The 12,443-nt window shown below is 60.0% G+C and carries 13 protein-coding genes; 7 read left to right on the plus strand and 6 right to left on the minus strand.

What is annotated here, in order from left to right; translation table 11 throughout:
• Window positions 1-7: 7 nt before the first annotated feature.
• Window positions 8-529, minus strand: coding sequence for a DUF3455 domain-containing protein (locus HYE77_RS28185; protein WP_003215266.1), 522 nt, complete (start codon window positions 527-529; stop codon window positions 8-10).
• 137 nt (window positions 530-666) lie between these two features.
• On the opposite strand from HYE77_RS28185, the gene HYE77_RS28190 reads away from it, so the two are divergent.
• A complete protein-coding gene (locus HYE77_RS28190; RefSeq protein ID WP_003215268.1) occupies window positions 667-1,446 on the plus strand; it encodes a class I SAM-dependent methyltransferase in 780 nt (259 codons plus the stop codon).
• A gap of 82 nt (window positions 1,447-1,528) precedes the next feature.
• Window positions 1,529-2,314: a sulfite exporter TauE/SafE family protein gene (locus HYE77_RS28195; RefSeq protein WP_177050563.1), complete on the plus strand. Its 786-nt coding sequence runs from the start codon at window positions 1,529-1,531 to the stop codon at window positions 2,312-2,314.
• Here HYE77_RS28195 and HYE77_RS28200 read toward each other — a convergent pair.
• Window positions 2,311-3,546 (minus strand): acyl-CoA dehydrogenase family protein, encoded by a 1,236-nt coding sequence (locus HYE77_RS28200; protein WP_003215272.1) that lies wholly within the window; start codon window positions 3,544-3,546, stop codon window positions 2,311-2,313. The two genes, HYE77_RS28195 and HYE77_RS28200, sit on opposite strands and share 4 nt — an antisense overlap.
• Before the next feature lie 263 nt (window positions 3,547-3,809).
• On the opposite strand from HYE77_RS28200, the gene sfnG reads away from it, so the two are divergent.
• The gene (sfnG, locus tag HYE77_RS28205) at window positions 3,810-4,901 is read left to right on the plus strand and encodes a dimethylsulfone monooxygenase SfnG (RefSeq protein WP_177070074.1); all 1,092 of its coding nucleotides are present in this window, start codon (window positions 3,810-3,812) and stop codon (window positions 4,899-4,901) included.
• On the opposite strand, the gene HYE77_RS28210 is transcribed toward sfnG, so the two are convergent.
• Complete coding sequence (locus HYE77_RS28210; protein WP_003215276.1) at window positions 4,885-5,985, minus strand: GNAT family N-acetyltransferase/peptidase C39 family protein; 1,101 nt, start codon at window positions 5,983-5,985, stop codon at window positions 4,885-4,887. The two genes, sfnG and HYE77_RS28210, sit on opposite strands and share 17 nt — an antisense overlap.
• Before the next feature lie 94 nt (window positions 5,986-6,079).
• Between HYE77_RS28210 and HYE77_RS28215 the strand changes: the two genes are divergently transcribed.
• Together HYE77_RS28215 and HYE77_RS28220 are read left to right on the plus strand one after the other, a co-directional pair.
• Window positions 6,080-7,666 carry a RimK family protein gene (locus tag HYE77_RS28215; protein ID WP_218174611.1) on the plus strand — a complete coding sequence of 529 codons (1,587 nt, stop codon included), beginning with the start codon at window positions 6,080-6,082 and terminating at the stop codon, window positions 7,664-7,666.
• Window positions 7,667-7,672: 6 nt separating this feature from the next.
• Window positions 7,673-8,614: a magnesium transporter CorA family protein gene (locus tag HYE77_RS28220; protein ID WP_177022558.1), complete on the plus strand. Its 942-nt coding sequence runs from the start codon at window positions 7,673-7,675 to the stop codon at window positions 8,612-8,614.
• Between the two features lie 135 nt (window positions 8,615-8,749).
• On the opposite strand, the gene map is transcribed toward HYE77_RS28220, so the two are convergent.
• Together map and HYE77_RS28230 are read right to left on the minus strand one after the other, a co-directional pair.
• Window positions 8,750-9,505 carry a type I methionyl aminopeptidase gene (map, locus tag HYE77_RS28225; RefSeq protein WP_177022557.1) on the minus strand — a complete coding sequence of 252 codons (756 nt, stop codon included), beginning with the start codon at window positions 9,503-9,505 and terminating at the stop codon, window positions 8,750-8,752.
• On the minus strand, window positions 9,502-9,705 hold the full coding sequence (locus HYE77_RS28230; protein ID WP_003215288.1) for a ParD-like family protein: 204 nt from the start codon (window positions 9,703-9,705) through the stop codon (window positions 9,502-9,504). Before HYE77_RS28230 ends, map begins: the two co-directional genes overlap by 4 nt.
• Window positions 9,706-9,963: 258 nt before the next feature.
• Between HYE77_RS28230 and ilvA the strand changes: the two genes are divergently transcribed.
• The gene (gene ilvA, locus HYE77_RS28235) at window positions 9,964-10,983 is read left to right on the plus strand and encodes a threonine ammonia-lyase, biosynthetic (RefSeq protein WP_177070076.1); all 1,020 of its coding nucleotides are present in this window, start codon (window positions 9,964-9,966) and stop codon (window positions 10,981-10,983) included.
• Window positions 10,984-11,487: 504 nt separating this feature from the next.
• The gene (locus HYE77_RS28240; protein ID WP_003215295.1) at window positions 11,488-11,763 is read left to right on the plus strand and encodes a DUF1652 domain-containing protein; all 276 of its coding nucleotides are present in this window, start codon (window positions 11,488-11,490) and stop codon (window positions 11,761-11,763) included.
• A 162-nt stretch (window positions 11,764-11,925) separates the two neighbouring features.
• Here HYE77_RS28240 and HYE77_RS28245 read toward each other — a convergent pair whose 3' ends face one another.
• Window positions 11,926-12,186, minus strand: coding sequence for a DUF2790 domain-containing protein (locus HYE77_RS28245; RefSeq protein WP_003215297.1), 261 nt, complete (start codon window positions 12,184-12,186; stop codon window positions 11,926-11,928).
• Window positions 12,187-12,443 lie beyond the last annotated feature (257 nt).

The raw sequence follows: 12,443 nt of genomic DNA on the forward strand, positions 1-12,443 counted from the left end.
AATCTGGTCAGTTGGCCGCCCAGAAGATGTAATCGGCCTGGTACTTGACCACTTCCTGCTTGCCCTTGTTGGCCGCCGTGCATTCCGTGCCTGGCGCAACGCCGCCCTTGAGGGCCACCCGCTGGATATACGCGACGCCACTCATCGCGCCCTTGCCTTCGGCGGGGTTGGCCTTGACCAGTTGATAAGGCAGGTTGCCAGGGCTGGACGGCGCCACGGCCAACTGGGTGCCGGTGACTTTCGAACCGTCCTTGGCCTGCCAGGTGGCCGGCGGGCCGAAGTAGCTACCGACCTGCTGGCCGCTGCGGTCATTGAGCACCGCCTTGGGACCGACGAAAAACCATTCGGTCTGGCCGGCAGCATTGGCCTTGTCCCGGCATTCGTAGGTGATTTCGCCGACTCCGGTGGTTTCCATGGTCACCTTGTGGCCGTCCGGCACCTTGATGCTGTCGGGTAAACCGGTCTGGGCAAAGGCAGTCGGTGCAGCGGCGAACAGGCAGGTCACGCAGAACAGGGCTTTGGCGTTCATCGGTGTCTCTCCATAAGGGCAGCAAGGCGCTGCTACCTGTACTACCCACGACACGCGCAAACGGATGCAGCGATTAGAAAATAAATCTTCAAGGGCGCACACTGTGGGCCCCCGCACTACCAGAGGAGAGATTGACGATGACCGGTGTTCACAAGTCTGCTCAACAGGGTTTCTCTACTCAGGCCGTCACGTACGCCCAAGGCCGGCCGGACTATCCACGGCAACTCACGGGTTGGCTCACCGACGCCCTGCAGATCAATCCCCACTCCACGGTCATCGACCTGGGCGCCGGCACCGGCAAGTTCACCCGCTTGCTCAGCACTGTGGCGCCGACGTTGATCGCAGTGGAGCCGGTGGAGGCAATGGGCGCGCAGTTGCACAAACTGCTGCCCCAGGTGCGCCTGCTGTCGGGCACCGCTGAAGCCATCCCCCTGGAGGCGGCCACCGCTGATGCCCTGGTGTGTGCCCAGGCCTTCCATTGGTTTTCCACGGAAGCGGCCCTGGCGGAAATTCACCGGGTGCTCAAGCCGGACGGTCGCCTTGGGTTGATCTGGAATGTGCGGGATGAGTCGGTGGATTGGGTCGCGGCCATCACCGAAATCATCACGCCCTACGAGGGCGACACACCGCGCTTTCATACCGGACGTTGGCGCGAGGCCTTTACCGGCGAGTATTTTTCCGCCCCCGAAATGACCTGCTTCCCCTACAGCCATGTCGGCAGCCCCCAGGAAGTGATCATGGACCGCTTCCTTTCCGTGAGCTTTATCGCCGCATTGCCACCGGCAGAAAAGGCGCAGGTGACTGAGCAGTTGCAGTCGCTGATCAACACGCATCCGGCCTTGCGCGGCCGTGAGACGGTTGCGTTTCCGTACCAGACCCAGGCTTATCGCAGCCAGCGGCTGATCAGAAAGGCATAAAGTCAGATCGTTTTGATATAAGTAGTTATAAGAAAAATCGCTATGCTGCGGCCAGAATTTTATAAGGCCGCAGGTAGTGGTAATGGATGTAGGTAATTTTGGTTTCTCGATTGCTGGCCTGATTGTTGGATTTATCGTGGGAATGACCGGTGTAGGCGGGGGCTCGTTGATGACGCCGATCCTGCTCTGGTTCGGCATCAACCCGGCAACCGCCGTGGGCACCGACCTGTTGTACGCCGCCATCACCAAGTCCGGCGGGGTGCTGGTTCACAGCAAGAATCGCAACATCGACTGGACCGTCACCGGCTGGCTGACCCTGGGCAGCGTGCCCGCCGTGTTGCTGACCTTGTGGTTTCTCAAGAGCCTGGACACCGACCCCGCCGCCTTGAACGCGGTGATCAAGCAGTCCCTGGGCGTGGTCTTGCTGCTGACGGCCACGGCGATCCTGTTCAAGAACAAGCTGTTGGCCTTTGCCCAGCGGCATGCCGGCGACGACTACAAGATGGCGCCGCGCAACCTCAATGCGCTGACCATCATCACCGGCGCTGTCCTCGGTACCATGGTGGCCCTGACCTCCATCGGCGCCGGTGCCCTGGGCACGGTGGCGCTGTTTATCCTGTACCCGTTCCTGGCCACCAAGCGCCTGGTGGGTACCGAAATCGCCCACGCCGTGCCGCTGACCCTGGTCGCCGGCCTCGGCCACGCCAGCATGGGCAACATGGACTGGACCCTGCTGGGCTTCCTGTTGCTGGGCTCGCTGCCGGGGATTTATGTCGGCAGCCACATGGCCGGCAAGGTCCCGGACGGGATATTGCGTCCTTGCCTGGCGTTCATGCTGGTGATGATCGGCTTCAAGCTGGCGTTTTAACGCGCCGGCCCATTGCCGATCTGCCACACAAACGGCGGCTCGGTGCGGTTGATCACCCAGTCGCCGACAATCCGCGCCTTGTAGATCACCGGGTTGTGGGACGACACGGTGCGGGCGTTGCGCCAGTGCCGGTCGAGGGCTTTGCCCTGGCGTACATCCGAAGCCCCCAGTGCGTTGAACAGTTCAGTGGTGGCGCGCTGGATCAGTTCCGAGACCACCACCTGCGCCGTGGCTGATTCGATTTCGGCGGCCACATTGGCTTCGTGCTCCACGGCATCGTCCCCACTGAACCGCGCCACATAAGCCCGCTGCGCTGGAACTGCGGCTTTCAATGCGCTGGCTTCGGCGGCGTATACCAGCGCTGCAACTTCACCCACCACCTGCTGAATCTGCGAGTCCTGGCTCACATGGGCGGCATTGCCATGGCTGTAGATCCGTTTACGGCTGCGCACCTGATGCGCCACATCCTTGAGGGCCGCGCGGCCGATGCCGGCGAGGGTGGCGAGCAGCACCAACTGATAGAACGCAGTCTGGTATTTGAAGCGCGTGGCAAAGTCGATGACGTTTTCCGCCTCCACCACCGCATCGGTAAAACGCGAGGTGCCGCTGCCGGTGGTGCGTTGGCCAAAGCCGTCCCAGTCATCGCTTTGCACCACGCCGGGCTGGCGGGTGCGGGTGGCGGCAATCACATCGCCGCCGGTGTCGCTGCGTTGGGCGTAGACGTCGATCCAGTCGGAAAACAGGCTGCCGGTGCTGTAGAACTTTTCACCGTTGAGTTTCCATTTGTCGCCGTCGGGGCTGACTTTAGTGACGACATCGCCGATGGCCACGCTGCCGATTTCGGTCCAGGCGCAGCCCACGATCTCACCGTCGACAAAGCGTTTGAACCAGAGGTCTCGCGCCGCGCCGGGTGCGGCATTCAGGCGGTCTTCGGCAAACGCGAAGTGCCCGCGCAGGGCCTGGGGCACGTTGGAGTCGGCTTCGGCCAGTTCGATCAGCAGTTCGAATAGCTGGGGCAGGGAGGCGCCGCCACCGCCGTATTCCACCGGGACGCGCACGGCGCCAAAGCCGGCTTGCTTGAGCCATTGGATCGGCTCGTAGGGCAGGGCGCGGGTTTGTTCGCGCTCTACGGCACCCTCGGCGATGCGCTGGAAAATCGGCCGGAAGCGTTCGGCCAGGGCGTGATAATCGACGCCGGTGGACAGTGGATTGATCACGTGATGTTCGGTCATGGGGACGGTTCCTGGGCAGTGAGATAGGTGAGCTATTGCACGGTCCATGCCGGGCGCGAAGGCACGTATTTACGGGACGGGTGACGATTCAACTGTTGTTCCTGCAACAGCAAAACGACAAACCGCTGCAATCCACGACAGCTCGGAACAGGCTGCTTTTCGCCTGTTTCCGCGCTCGAAGGCCGGTAGTGCGGGCCTCTCACGGCCACTGGCATAGTTGCTGCTCCACACCTCGTACATGCCAATCCGCGAGGTACAGTCCAATGAGTCAGCAAGCCGTCAAATTTGCCTACTGGGTGCCCAACGTCAGCGGAGGGCTGGTGGTCAGCAAGATCGAACAGCGCACCCACTGGGGCATCGACTACAACCGCAAGCTGGCGCAGTTGGCTGAAGAAGCCGGCTTTGAATACGCCCTGACACAGATTCGTTTCACCGCCGGTTATGGCGCCGAATACCAGCATGAGTCGGTCGCGTTCAGCCACGCGTTGCTGGCGGCCACCACTAAGCTCAAGGTGATCGCGGCAATCCTGCCAGGCCCCTGGCAACCTGCGCTGGCGGCCAAGCAACTGGCAACCATCGACCAACTCACTAACGGCCGCGTTGCCGTCAATATCGTCAGCGGCTGGTTCAAGGGCGAGTTCCAGGCCATCGGCGAACACTGGCTGGAGCATGACGAGCGTTATCGCCGCTCCGAGGAATTCATCCGCGCCCTGAAAGGCATCTGGACCCAGGACAACTTCACCTTCCGGGGTGATTTCTACCGCTTCGACAACTACAGCCTCAAGCCCAAGCCACTGGGCGAGCCCCACCCGGAAATCTTCCAGGGTGGCAGTTCGCGGGCCGCGCGGGACATGGCGGCACGGGTGTCGGACTGGTACTTCACCAACGGCAATACCCCGGAAGGCATCAAGGCCCAGGTCGATGACATTCGCGCCAAGGCGGCGGCCAATAACCATTCGGTGAAAGTCGGTGTGAATGCGTTTGTGATCGCTCGCGACACCGAGGAAGAAGCCCGCGCCGTGCTCGCGCAAATCATCGAGCAGGCCGACCCGGAAGCCGTCAACGCGTTTGGCGATGCGGCGAAACAGGCGGGCAAGGCGTCACCGGAAGGTGAGGGCAACTGGGCCAAGTCGACCTTCGAGGATCTGGTGCAATACAACGACGGCTTCAAGACCAACCTGATCGGCACCCCGCAGCAGATTGCCGAGCGCATCGTCGCCTTGAAGGCGGTCGGCGTGGACCTGATACTGGCCGGCTTCCTGCACTTTCAGGAAGAAGTGGAATACTTCGGCAAGCGTGTATTACCGCTGGTGCGCGAACTGGAAGCCAAGGCCGGGATCAAGCAAGTCGCCTGAACACCACCACCGCTGCCCGCAATTTGTTATTGCCGAACCGGCACATTCGCTCGAACTCCCCATGGCTGACCGGCAGATGCTGGCAGTCCATGGGCTGGCGGTGCTGGCTGTGATCCACGTCCGGGTCGTGCAGGTACACGAAGTCTTCGTCGCAGTCGGTGACGATTACCCAGTGGGGCGACTTGGAGCGGGTCAGGCGGTAGCTGCTGATCAACACCAGCGGCTGGCCGCCTTCGCGCAGCACCTGGGGTAAATCCAGCGGGCCGCCGAGCACTTGCTCAACGTCGCTCAAGGCCAACTCTTCCTCGAAGGCGTCATGCACCAAACGCATGACGTCTTTTTTATGCTGATCACGTACCCCGTCGAGAAACAACGGTCCGCTGACATTGACCTGCATGCGCACGCGAAAGCCCCGGCGCCAGGCGGCCAGCGCCAAACCCTGGGGGCTGCAGCCGCCATGTCCGGCGGTCATGAATACGGTGGTTGCCTCGCGCCAGATCTGCAGTTCTTCCCGGCGCTGGGCCACCCGCGCAGGTTCCAGGGCACCCATGGCCATCAGCAGGCTGGCGGCGCCGCAGGTGAAGTCGGTGGTTTGCTGGTAATAGGGCACGCTCAAGGCGCGCGCGTCCTGGTGCTGGAGGATGCGTTTCTCCAGGCGCAGGGCAGGGGCGTGGTCTTCGTAGTAGTCGTTGACCAGGGCAAAGCGCCGGTAGCCGTTGCGCTCATACAGGGCGATGGCGCCGGGGTTGTCGGTACGCACTTCCAGGCGCAGGTAGGCGCAGTCATGCTCCACCGCACAGGCTTCGATGCGCGTCAGCAGTTGTTTGCCCAGGCCCAGGCCCCGGGAAGACTCGGCGATGGCGATGGAGTACAGGCGCGCCAGCGAGGTGCCACGGTGGAACAACACCAGGGCGTAGCCCAGCAATTCGCCGTGTTTTTCTGCCACCAGCAGTTGCCCGTGGGCGCGACTGACCATCCACTGGAAGCTGCGGGTGGAGAGCCGGTCCGTGGTGAAACAGTGCTGTTCCAATGCCACCAATGCAGGCACGTCATCGGGTGTTGCAACGCGAAAGGAAAGAGCCATGTGACCGCCGTAAAAGTTGCGTAACGAAACGGGACTTCTCTAAAAGATCGTGCTTAATAGAAAAGGTCTAGTTCTCTAAAGCGGATCAATCAATATGTCAGCGGTACAAGGTCATTGGCGTGAAGTATCCGAGCAAACAGTGGCGGCGACAATAACTTCCAACGGTTATTTTTCCAGCCCTCCCAAGAGTGCAAGTCAAGTCGTGATCATTGTCGAGCGCAAGGAAGACTGGGCCTCGTACTTCCCCAGCGAAGACATCGTCACCGCCCAGGAATACCTTGAGCAAACCCGGGAAAACGAGACGGGCAAGCGCGTGCAGGTGATCAACCTGTGCCGCAGCTACAAGTACCTGGGGCACGGCTATTACTGCTCGCTGCTGGCCGAGGCGCGGGGGCACAAGGTGATTCCGTCGGTGCGCACCATCAGCGAACTGACGAAAAAGTCCCTGTACGGCCTGGCCCTGGATGACCTGGATAAAACCCTCGATAAAGCCTTGAGTCATCATCTCTACAGCAACACTGAAGGCTTTACCCTGACACTTTACTTTGGCCGGACCAATATTGAACCCTTGCAGGATCTGGCCCGCCAATTGTTTGAAGCGTTTCCCTGCCCGATCCTGTTAGTTGAGTTTCGCAAGAATAACGGCTGGCACATCGAAGGCATCAAGTCTGGCGTATTGCACAAGTTGCGTGATGACCAGGAAGACCAATTCGCGAATGCCCTGGACAACTTCAGCCGCAAGATCTGGCGTCAACCGCGCTCCCGCCGTCTGGCCCGCTATGACCTGGCGATCCTGCACGACCCGCAGGAACAACTGCCGCCGTCCAACGCCCGCGCCCTGGAAAATTTCGTCCGGGTCGGCAAGGGGCTCGGCATCGACGTGGAACTGATCGAACGCAAGGACTACGCCCGCCTGGCCGAATACGACGCCCTGCTGATCCGCGAGACCACCAGCGTCGACAACCACACCTACCGCTTCGCGAAAAAGGCCGAAAGCGAAGGGCTGGTGGTGATGGACGACCCGGCCTCGATCCTGCGCTGTACCAACAAGGTCTACCTCACGGACCTGCTGAAAAGCCATCAACTGGGCATGCCCGCCACCGAAATTCTCTACAAGGAGCGACCCGAAGATTTCGAAAGGGTGGGTGAGCGCCTCGGCTTCCCGCTGGTGCTGAAGATCCCCGACGGGTGTTTCTCCCGCGGCGTGATCAAGGTCGAAAGCCAGCAAGCGCTGCTGACCGCCACCGCCGAACTGTTCGAGCATTCCGTGTTGCTGCTGGCCCAGGAATTTTTCTACACCGAGTACGACTGGCGCATCGGCGTCCTCAACCGCAAACCGATCTTTGCCTGCCAGTACTTCATGTCCAAGGGGCATTGGCAGATCTACAACCACAAGGCCATCGGCCAGGACATCAACGGCGAGTGCCGCACCCTGGCGGTTCACGAAGCCCCCAAGGCGGTGGTGGAACTGGCGGTAAAAACCGCCAACCTGATCGGCGACGGCCTGTACGGCGTAGACCTCAAGCAGTGCGGCGACAAGGTGGTGGTAATCGAGGTCAACGACAACCCCAACATGGACGCCGGCATCGAAGATGCCTACCTGCAAGACGACTTGTATTCCCTGGTACTGGAAGAGTTCGTGCGACGCCTGGAGTTGAAGCGTCAAGGCCAGGTGTGGTGACGCGCGATGATCCAGCGCTTTGAATTAACCGATGGCAAGTTGTACAACAGCCTGGGGGACGGCGGGGATGTCTTGCTGTTCAGCAATCCTGACCCCCACGAGCGCAAGTACCTGCGCGACTGCTACAAGCTCGATGAACATGCCCTGGCCTCGGCGCTGGACCCGGACGAAGTGTCGCGCATCGAGTTCCACCCCGATAACCTGTTCCTGATCTGGAAGCGCCCGGAGAACTATTCGGGCGGCGGCAACCTGGTGTTTGAAGTGGCGTCCTGCGGCCTGCTGTTTTCCGGGGACCAACTCCTGGTGATCGCCACCGACGACAGCCAGCTCTCCGGGCTGGGTGCGCGCCGGCCATTGCGCACGCCGCTTGATGTGTTGCTGGACTTGCTGCTCAACAACATCCATCACTACCTGGGCCACCTCAAGGTGATCAAGATGGTCGCCCGGGAACTGCAGCAGCAGTTCAATGCATCGATGAGCAATCGCCACCTGATGCAGATGTTCAACCTCAGCGAAAGCCTGATCTATTACATCAACGCCCTGCACAGCAACGGCGCGGTGCTGACGCGCCTGCGCAACCATGGGGAAAAGGAACATTTCAGCGCTGAAACACTGGGCCTGATCGATGACCTGATTATCGAGAACAACCAGTGCTACAAGCAGGCGGAGATTTACTCCAACGTGTTCTCCGGGCTGATCGACGCCCGGGGCAACCTGATGAACAACAGCATGAACAACCTGCTGCGCAAGCTGACGCTGATCAACGTGGTGTTCCTGCCGTTGAACCTGATCGCCAGCGTGGGCGGGATGTCGGAGTTCAGCATGATGACGGCGGGCACGCCGTGGTGGATTTCGTACCCGTTGTTCATGGCAGCGATGGGACTCGGGGCGGGGTTGATGGTGCTGGGGTTGAAGCGGATTGCGGGGAGTGGCGACAAGGCAGTATGACTAAAATCCTGAATATCACTGAGGTCTAAATGTGGGAGCGGGCTTGCTCGCGAAAGCGGTGGATCAGTCACTGTAGATGGCGACTGTCACACCGCTTTCGCGAGCAAGCCCGCTCCCACAGGGGATGTGCGCCATTCAGACGTCCGGCTGCAACGTCAGCACCTCAAACCCATCCTGCGTCACCGCCACCGTATGTTCCCACTGTGCCGACAAGCTGTTGTCCCGCGTCACCACCGTCCAGCCATCCTTCAAGCTGCGCACCTTGGCGCTGCCCTGGTTGAGCATCGGCTCAATGGTAAACACCATGCCTTCACGCAGTTCGAGCCCGGTACCGGGGCGGCCGAAGTGCAGGACCTGTGGGTCCTCGTGCATCTCGCGGCCAATGCCATGCCCGCAATATTCACGCACCACGCTGTAGCCGTTGCTCTGGGCATGGTTCTGGATGGCGTAGCCGATATCCCCCAGGCGTGCGCCGGGCTTGACCTGGCGGATGCCGGCCCACATCGCTTCAAAGGTCATTTCCACCAGGCGCCGGGCCTTGGGCGAGACATTGCCGATCATGTACATCTTGCTGGAGTCGGCGATATAGCCGCCTTTCTCCAGGGTGATGTCGATGTTGACGATGTCGCCGTCCTTGAGCACGGCCTTGGCGCTGGGCATGCCATGGCACACCACCTCGTTGATCGAGGTATTGATGCAGAAGGGATAGTCGTACTGGCCCAGGCTCGCCGGTCGCGATTGCAGGTCATTGCGGATGAAGGCTTCCACCGCGCTGTCGATCTCCAGGGTCGACTGGCCGGCGGCGACAAAACCGTCGAGCATGGTAAACACCTGGGCCAACAGGCGGCCGGATTCGCGCATCACGGCAAGTTGTTCGGTGGTCTTGATCATTCGCTGCGCCCCCGGATCAGGTCGGGCTTGTCCAGCAACAGTTTGTTGATCAGGTCGTTATAGGCCAGGTGTGGATTGAGTTCGGCGAGCAGGCCGATCTTGATCCAGAACTCGGCCTGGGCGTTGATGGAACGGTCCATGGTGGCGCTGGCCAGACGGAGTTGTTCGTGCAATTGGTCGGTGATCTTGACGATGCCCATGAGCTTCACTGTGTCGAGTTGATATACAAAGCGTATACGTTTCGTATGCTCTACGTAAAGCCTGGCGTTTCGCCATTGACTTGCCCGGTGGCGCCGGTTAATTTTGATTCATGACATTTCAAACCTTTCGTTGCCAGCCAAGCATTATTACCGCCATTCCTCATTTGGCGGGATAGCGCTCGGCTGTACCCAAACCCGCCCTAGAGGCGGGTTTTGTTTTTCCGTCTTCAGGGCCCTGCAAACACCCAGGAGACATCCATGAGTACCCGCCCCGCGAGCCAGCCCCAGGATTCGGGATTGCTTGAGCACTACGTGAAGAAGATCCTGGCCGCCCCGGTCTACGACCTGGCGGTGCGTACGCCGTTGCAGGTGGCGCCGGCGCTGTCGGCATTGCTGGGCAATCAGATCCTGCTCAAGCGCGAAGACCTGCAACCGACCTTTTCCTTCAAGATTCGAGGCGCCTACAACAAACTGATGCAGCTCAGTACCGAGCAAAAGGCGCGGGGCGTGATCACTGCTTCTGCGGGTAATCATGCCCAGGGCGTGGCATTGGCGGCGCGGGAGTTGGGGATCAAGGCGACGATTGTCATGCCGTGCACCACCCCGGAGTTGAAAGTGTTGGGTGTGCGCTCCCGAGGCGGCGAGGCGGTGTTGCACGGGGCGAGCTTTCCATTTGCCCTGGCCCACGCGTTGCAACTGGCCGAGGCCACCGGCAGTACCTTTGTCTCGCCATTCGACGACCCGGACGTGATTGCCGGGCAGGGCACCGTGGGCATGGAAGTGCTGCGCCAACAGCAGGGCCCGCTGGACGCGATCTTTGTCCCCGTGGGCGGCGGCGGATTGATCGCCGGTATCGCGGCCTACGTCAAATACCTGCGCCCCGAAGTGCACATCGTCGGCGTCGAGCCCGAAGGCTCCAGTTGCCTGCTGGCAGCCTTGCGCGCAGGGAGCCGGGTGGTGCTGCCAAGTGTCGACAGCTTCGCCGACGGGACTGCCGTGGCCCAGATAGGCGCCCATGGTTTTGAAATCTGCCGACACCACGTGGATGAGGTGATCACCGTCAGCAATGACGAACTGTGCAGCGCCATCAAGCTGATCTACGACGATACGCGATCAATTACCGAACCTTCGGGGGCGCTGGCGGTGGCGGGTATCCGCAAGCATGTCGCGAAGACCGGGATCCAGGGACAAACATGGGTGGCGATCAACTCGGGGGCCAATATTAACTTTGATAGTTTGCGACATGTTGCCGAACGAGTGGCGGCTCAAGCAGATTAAACGTTTAATCTAATGAAAATTTAATGTTAGTCGCAGCCACCCGTTTGGAGGGTGTTTATTTCCGCTGGAAATAGTTTCGGGAAGGCGCTTGTTTTTACAGTCTTTCAATTTGCATGACGCCAACCGGTGCTTGTTGCAGGATGCATGAGTCGGCGGCAGGTACTTTGTTCGAATATGCCGATTTTCCTGGGCCTTGGTAGGCCATGCCCGACGGCATGTTTAATGCTTCATAAGATCCTGTTACAACTCTGAATGAGCAACAAATGTCGCTGTTGATCCCCAAACGAACGGGTTAATGGCGGTCTGCCACGTAACTTATATAAGTAACGTTGTCGCTTATGAGGAAAGGATCCAACGCAACTCTGAACGGCCTAGTAGGCTGGGTACGTGAAGCCGTCTGCCAGGGCTGGCAAGGCGCAAAAAGGTGAACGTCTCATCACGGTCGCCAGCAATAAGAATATTGATAACAATCGATTGGCAATCTCATAAAAGGAGAGGTCGGCCATGCTTTCGGATCTGGAACTACGCGGCATCATTGAAGGAAGTTTTCTGCCCAAGCGCTGTGAAGTCACCAAGGCGTCGGACGCCTCGCTGACGGTCAAGGTCTATCACGAGATCGATCATGACCGGGTCGACCTGGTGGTCACCGGCATTTGCGCCAACAAGCTCGACAGCAGTCGGGCGATCTGCAACTTGATTACCGAGTTGCGTGAAGACCTCAAGCATACCCACACCCAGGCCCCGGCCCTCAAACGAGCCGGCGCACGTCCTTTCTATTAAACGGACGGTTGAGCTTCAGTCAGTGAAGACTTGCGGGCCTGGATAAATGCCAGGCCCAACGCCGTTTCCTTGATCCTTTCGGCCGTGAAGCGGCCGGCAAGGGTAACGCCTGGCGACCGCAGGAGCGAGCTCGCTCACCCCTGCAACGGCGCTGCAATCACATCAGTTCTGGAAATCACACGCCTCGGACATTTTGCGATAACCCACGTCCTGGACTTTCCCTTGGCTGTCCACGAACTTGATATCGGCATTGATCACTTTGCAGACATTGGTGTCGGGTTCGTGCATGGCAAGTACCTTCTGCACATCCATCTTCTCGCCGTAGTGGTAAGGCGTGATGACGGGTGCGGTGTCAGCCTGCGCCATCCCCGTTACAGCCGTCAGGGCCAGTGCAGCGCCGAGCATTAACGTACGCAGTTTCATGGTGTTTCTCCGCAAGTCGTTCGCAGGCTCAACAACGTGATGAGCCGCGGCCGCTTGGGCAACGGCTGGAGCCGTGCGAGTGCGGTCGATTCAACTGTCGTCCCGGGGGATTAACCATCGATTAAGTGAGGCTTTACTGACAAAAGCTTCATCTTCAGCACCGTCGATATCTCGCGCGCTTTAACCGGAAAAGTCTGATACGAGCCGGTTAACCCCGCTTGCTAACGTCGCCGCCGGGTCCATCAATCGGATGGCGT

The sequence above is a fragment of the Pseudomonas sp. IPO3774 genome (assembly GCF_013386835.1).
In the GTDB taxonomy this organism is placed as follows: Bacteria; Pseudomonadota; Gammaproteobacteria; order Pseudomonadales; family Pseudomonadaceae; genus Aquipseudomonas.

Bases quoted from the DNA above. Each gene is read 5' to 3' on its own strand.
- HYE77_RS28185 (WP_003215266.1), bottom strand. From the start codon at position 529: ATGAACGCCAAAGCCCTGTTCTGCGTGACCTGCCTGTTCGCCGCTGCA.
- HYE77_RS28190 (WP_003215268.1), top strand. From the start codon at position 667: ATGACCGGTGTTCACAAGTCTGCTCAACAGGGTTTCTCTACTCAGGCC.
- HYE77_RS28195 (WP_177050563.1), top strand. From the start codon at position 1,529: ATGGATGTAGGTAATTTTGGTTTCTCGATTGCTGGCCTGATTGTTGGA.
- HYE77_RS28200 (WP_003215272.1), bottom strand. From the start codon at position 3,546: ATGACCGAACATCACGTGATCAATCCACTGTCCACCGGCGTCGATTAT.
- sfnG (WP_177070074.1), top strand. From the start codon at position 3,810: ATGAGTCAGCAAGCCGTCAAATTTGCCTACTGGGTGCCCAACGTCAGC.
- HYE77_RS28210 (WP_003215276.1), bottom strand. From the start codon at position 5,985: ATGGCTCTTTCCTTTCGCGTTGCAACACCCGATGACGTGCCTGCATTG.
- HYE77_RS28215 (WP_218174611.1), top strand. From the start codon at position 6,080: ATGTCAGCGGTACAAGGTCATTGGCGTGAAGTATCCGAGCAAACAGTG.
- HYE77_RS28220 (WP_177022558.1), top strand. From the start codon at position 7,673: ATGATCCAGCGCTTTGAATTAACCGATGGCAAGTTGTACAACAGCCTG.
- map (WP_177022557.1), bottom strand. From the start codon at position 9,505: ATGATCAAGACCACCGAACAACTTGCCGTGATGCGCGAATCCGGCCGC.
- HYE77_RS28230 (WP_003215288.1), bottom strand. From the start codon at position 9,705: ATGGGCATCGTCAAGATCACCGACCAATTGCACGAACAACTCCGTCTG.
- ilvA (WP_177070076.1), top strand. From the start codon at position 9,964: ATGAGTACCCGCCCCGCGAGCCAGCCCCAGGATTCGGGATTGCTTGAG.
- HYE77_RS28240 (WP_003215295.1), top strand. From the start codon at position 11,488: ATGCTTTCGGATCTGGAACTACGCGGCATCATTGAAGGAAGTTTTCTG.
- HYE77_RS28245 (WP_003215297.1), bottom strand. From the start codon at position 12,186: ATGAAACTGCGTACGTTAATGCTCGGCGCTGCACTGGCCCTGACGGCT.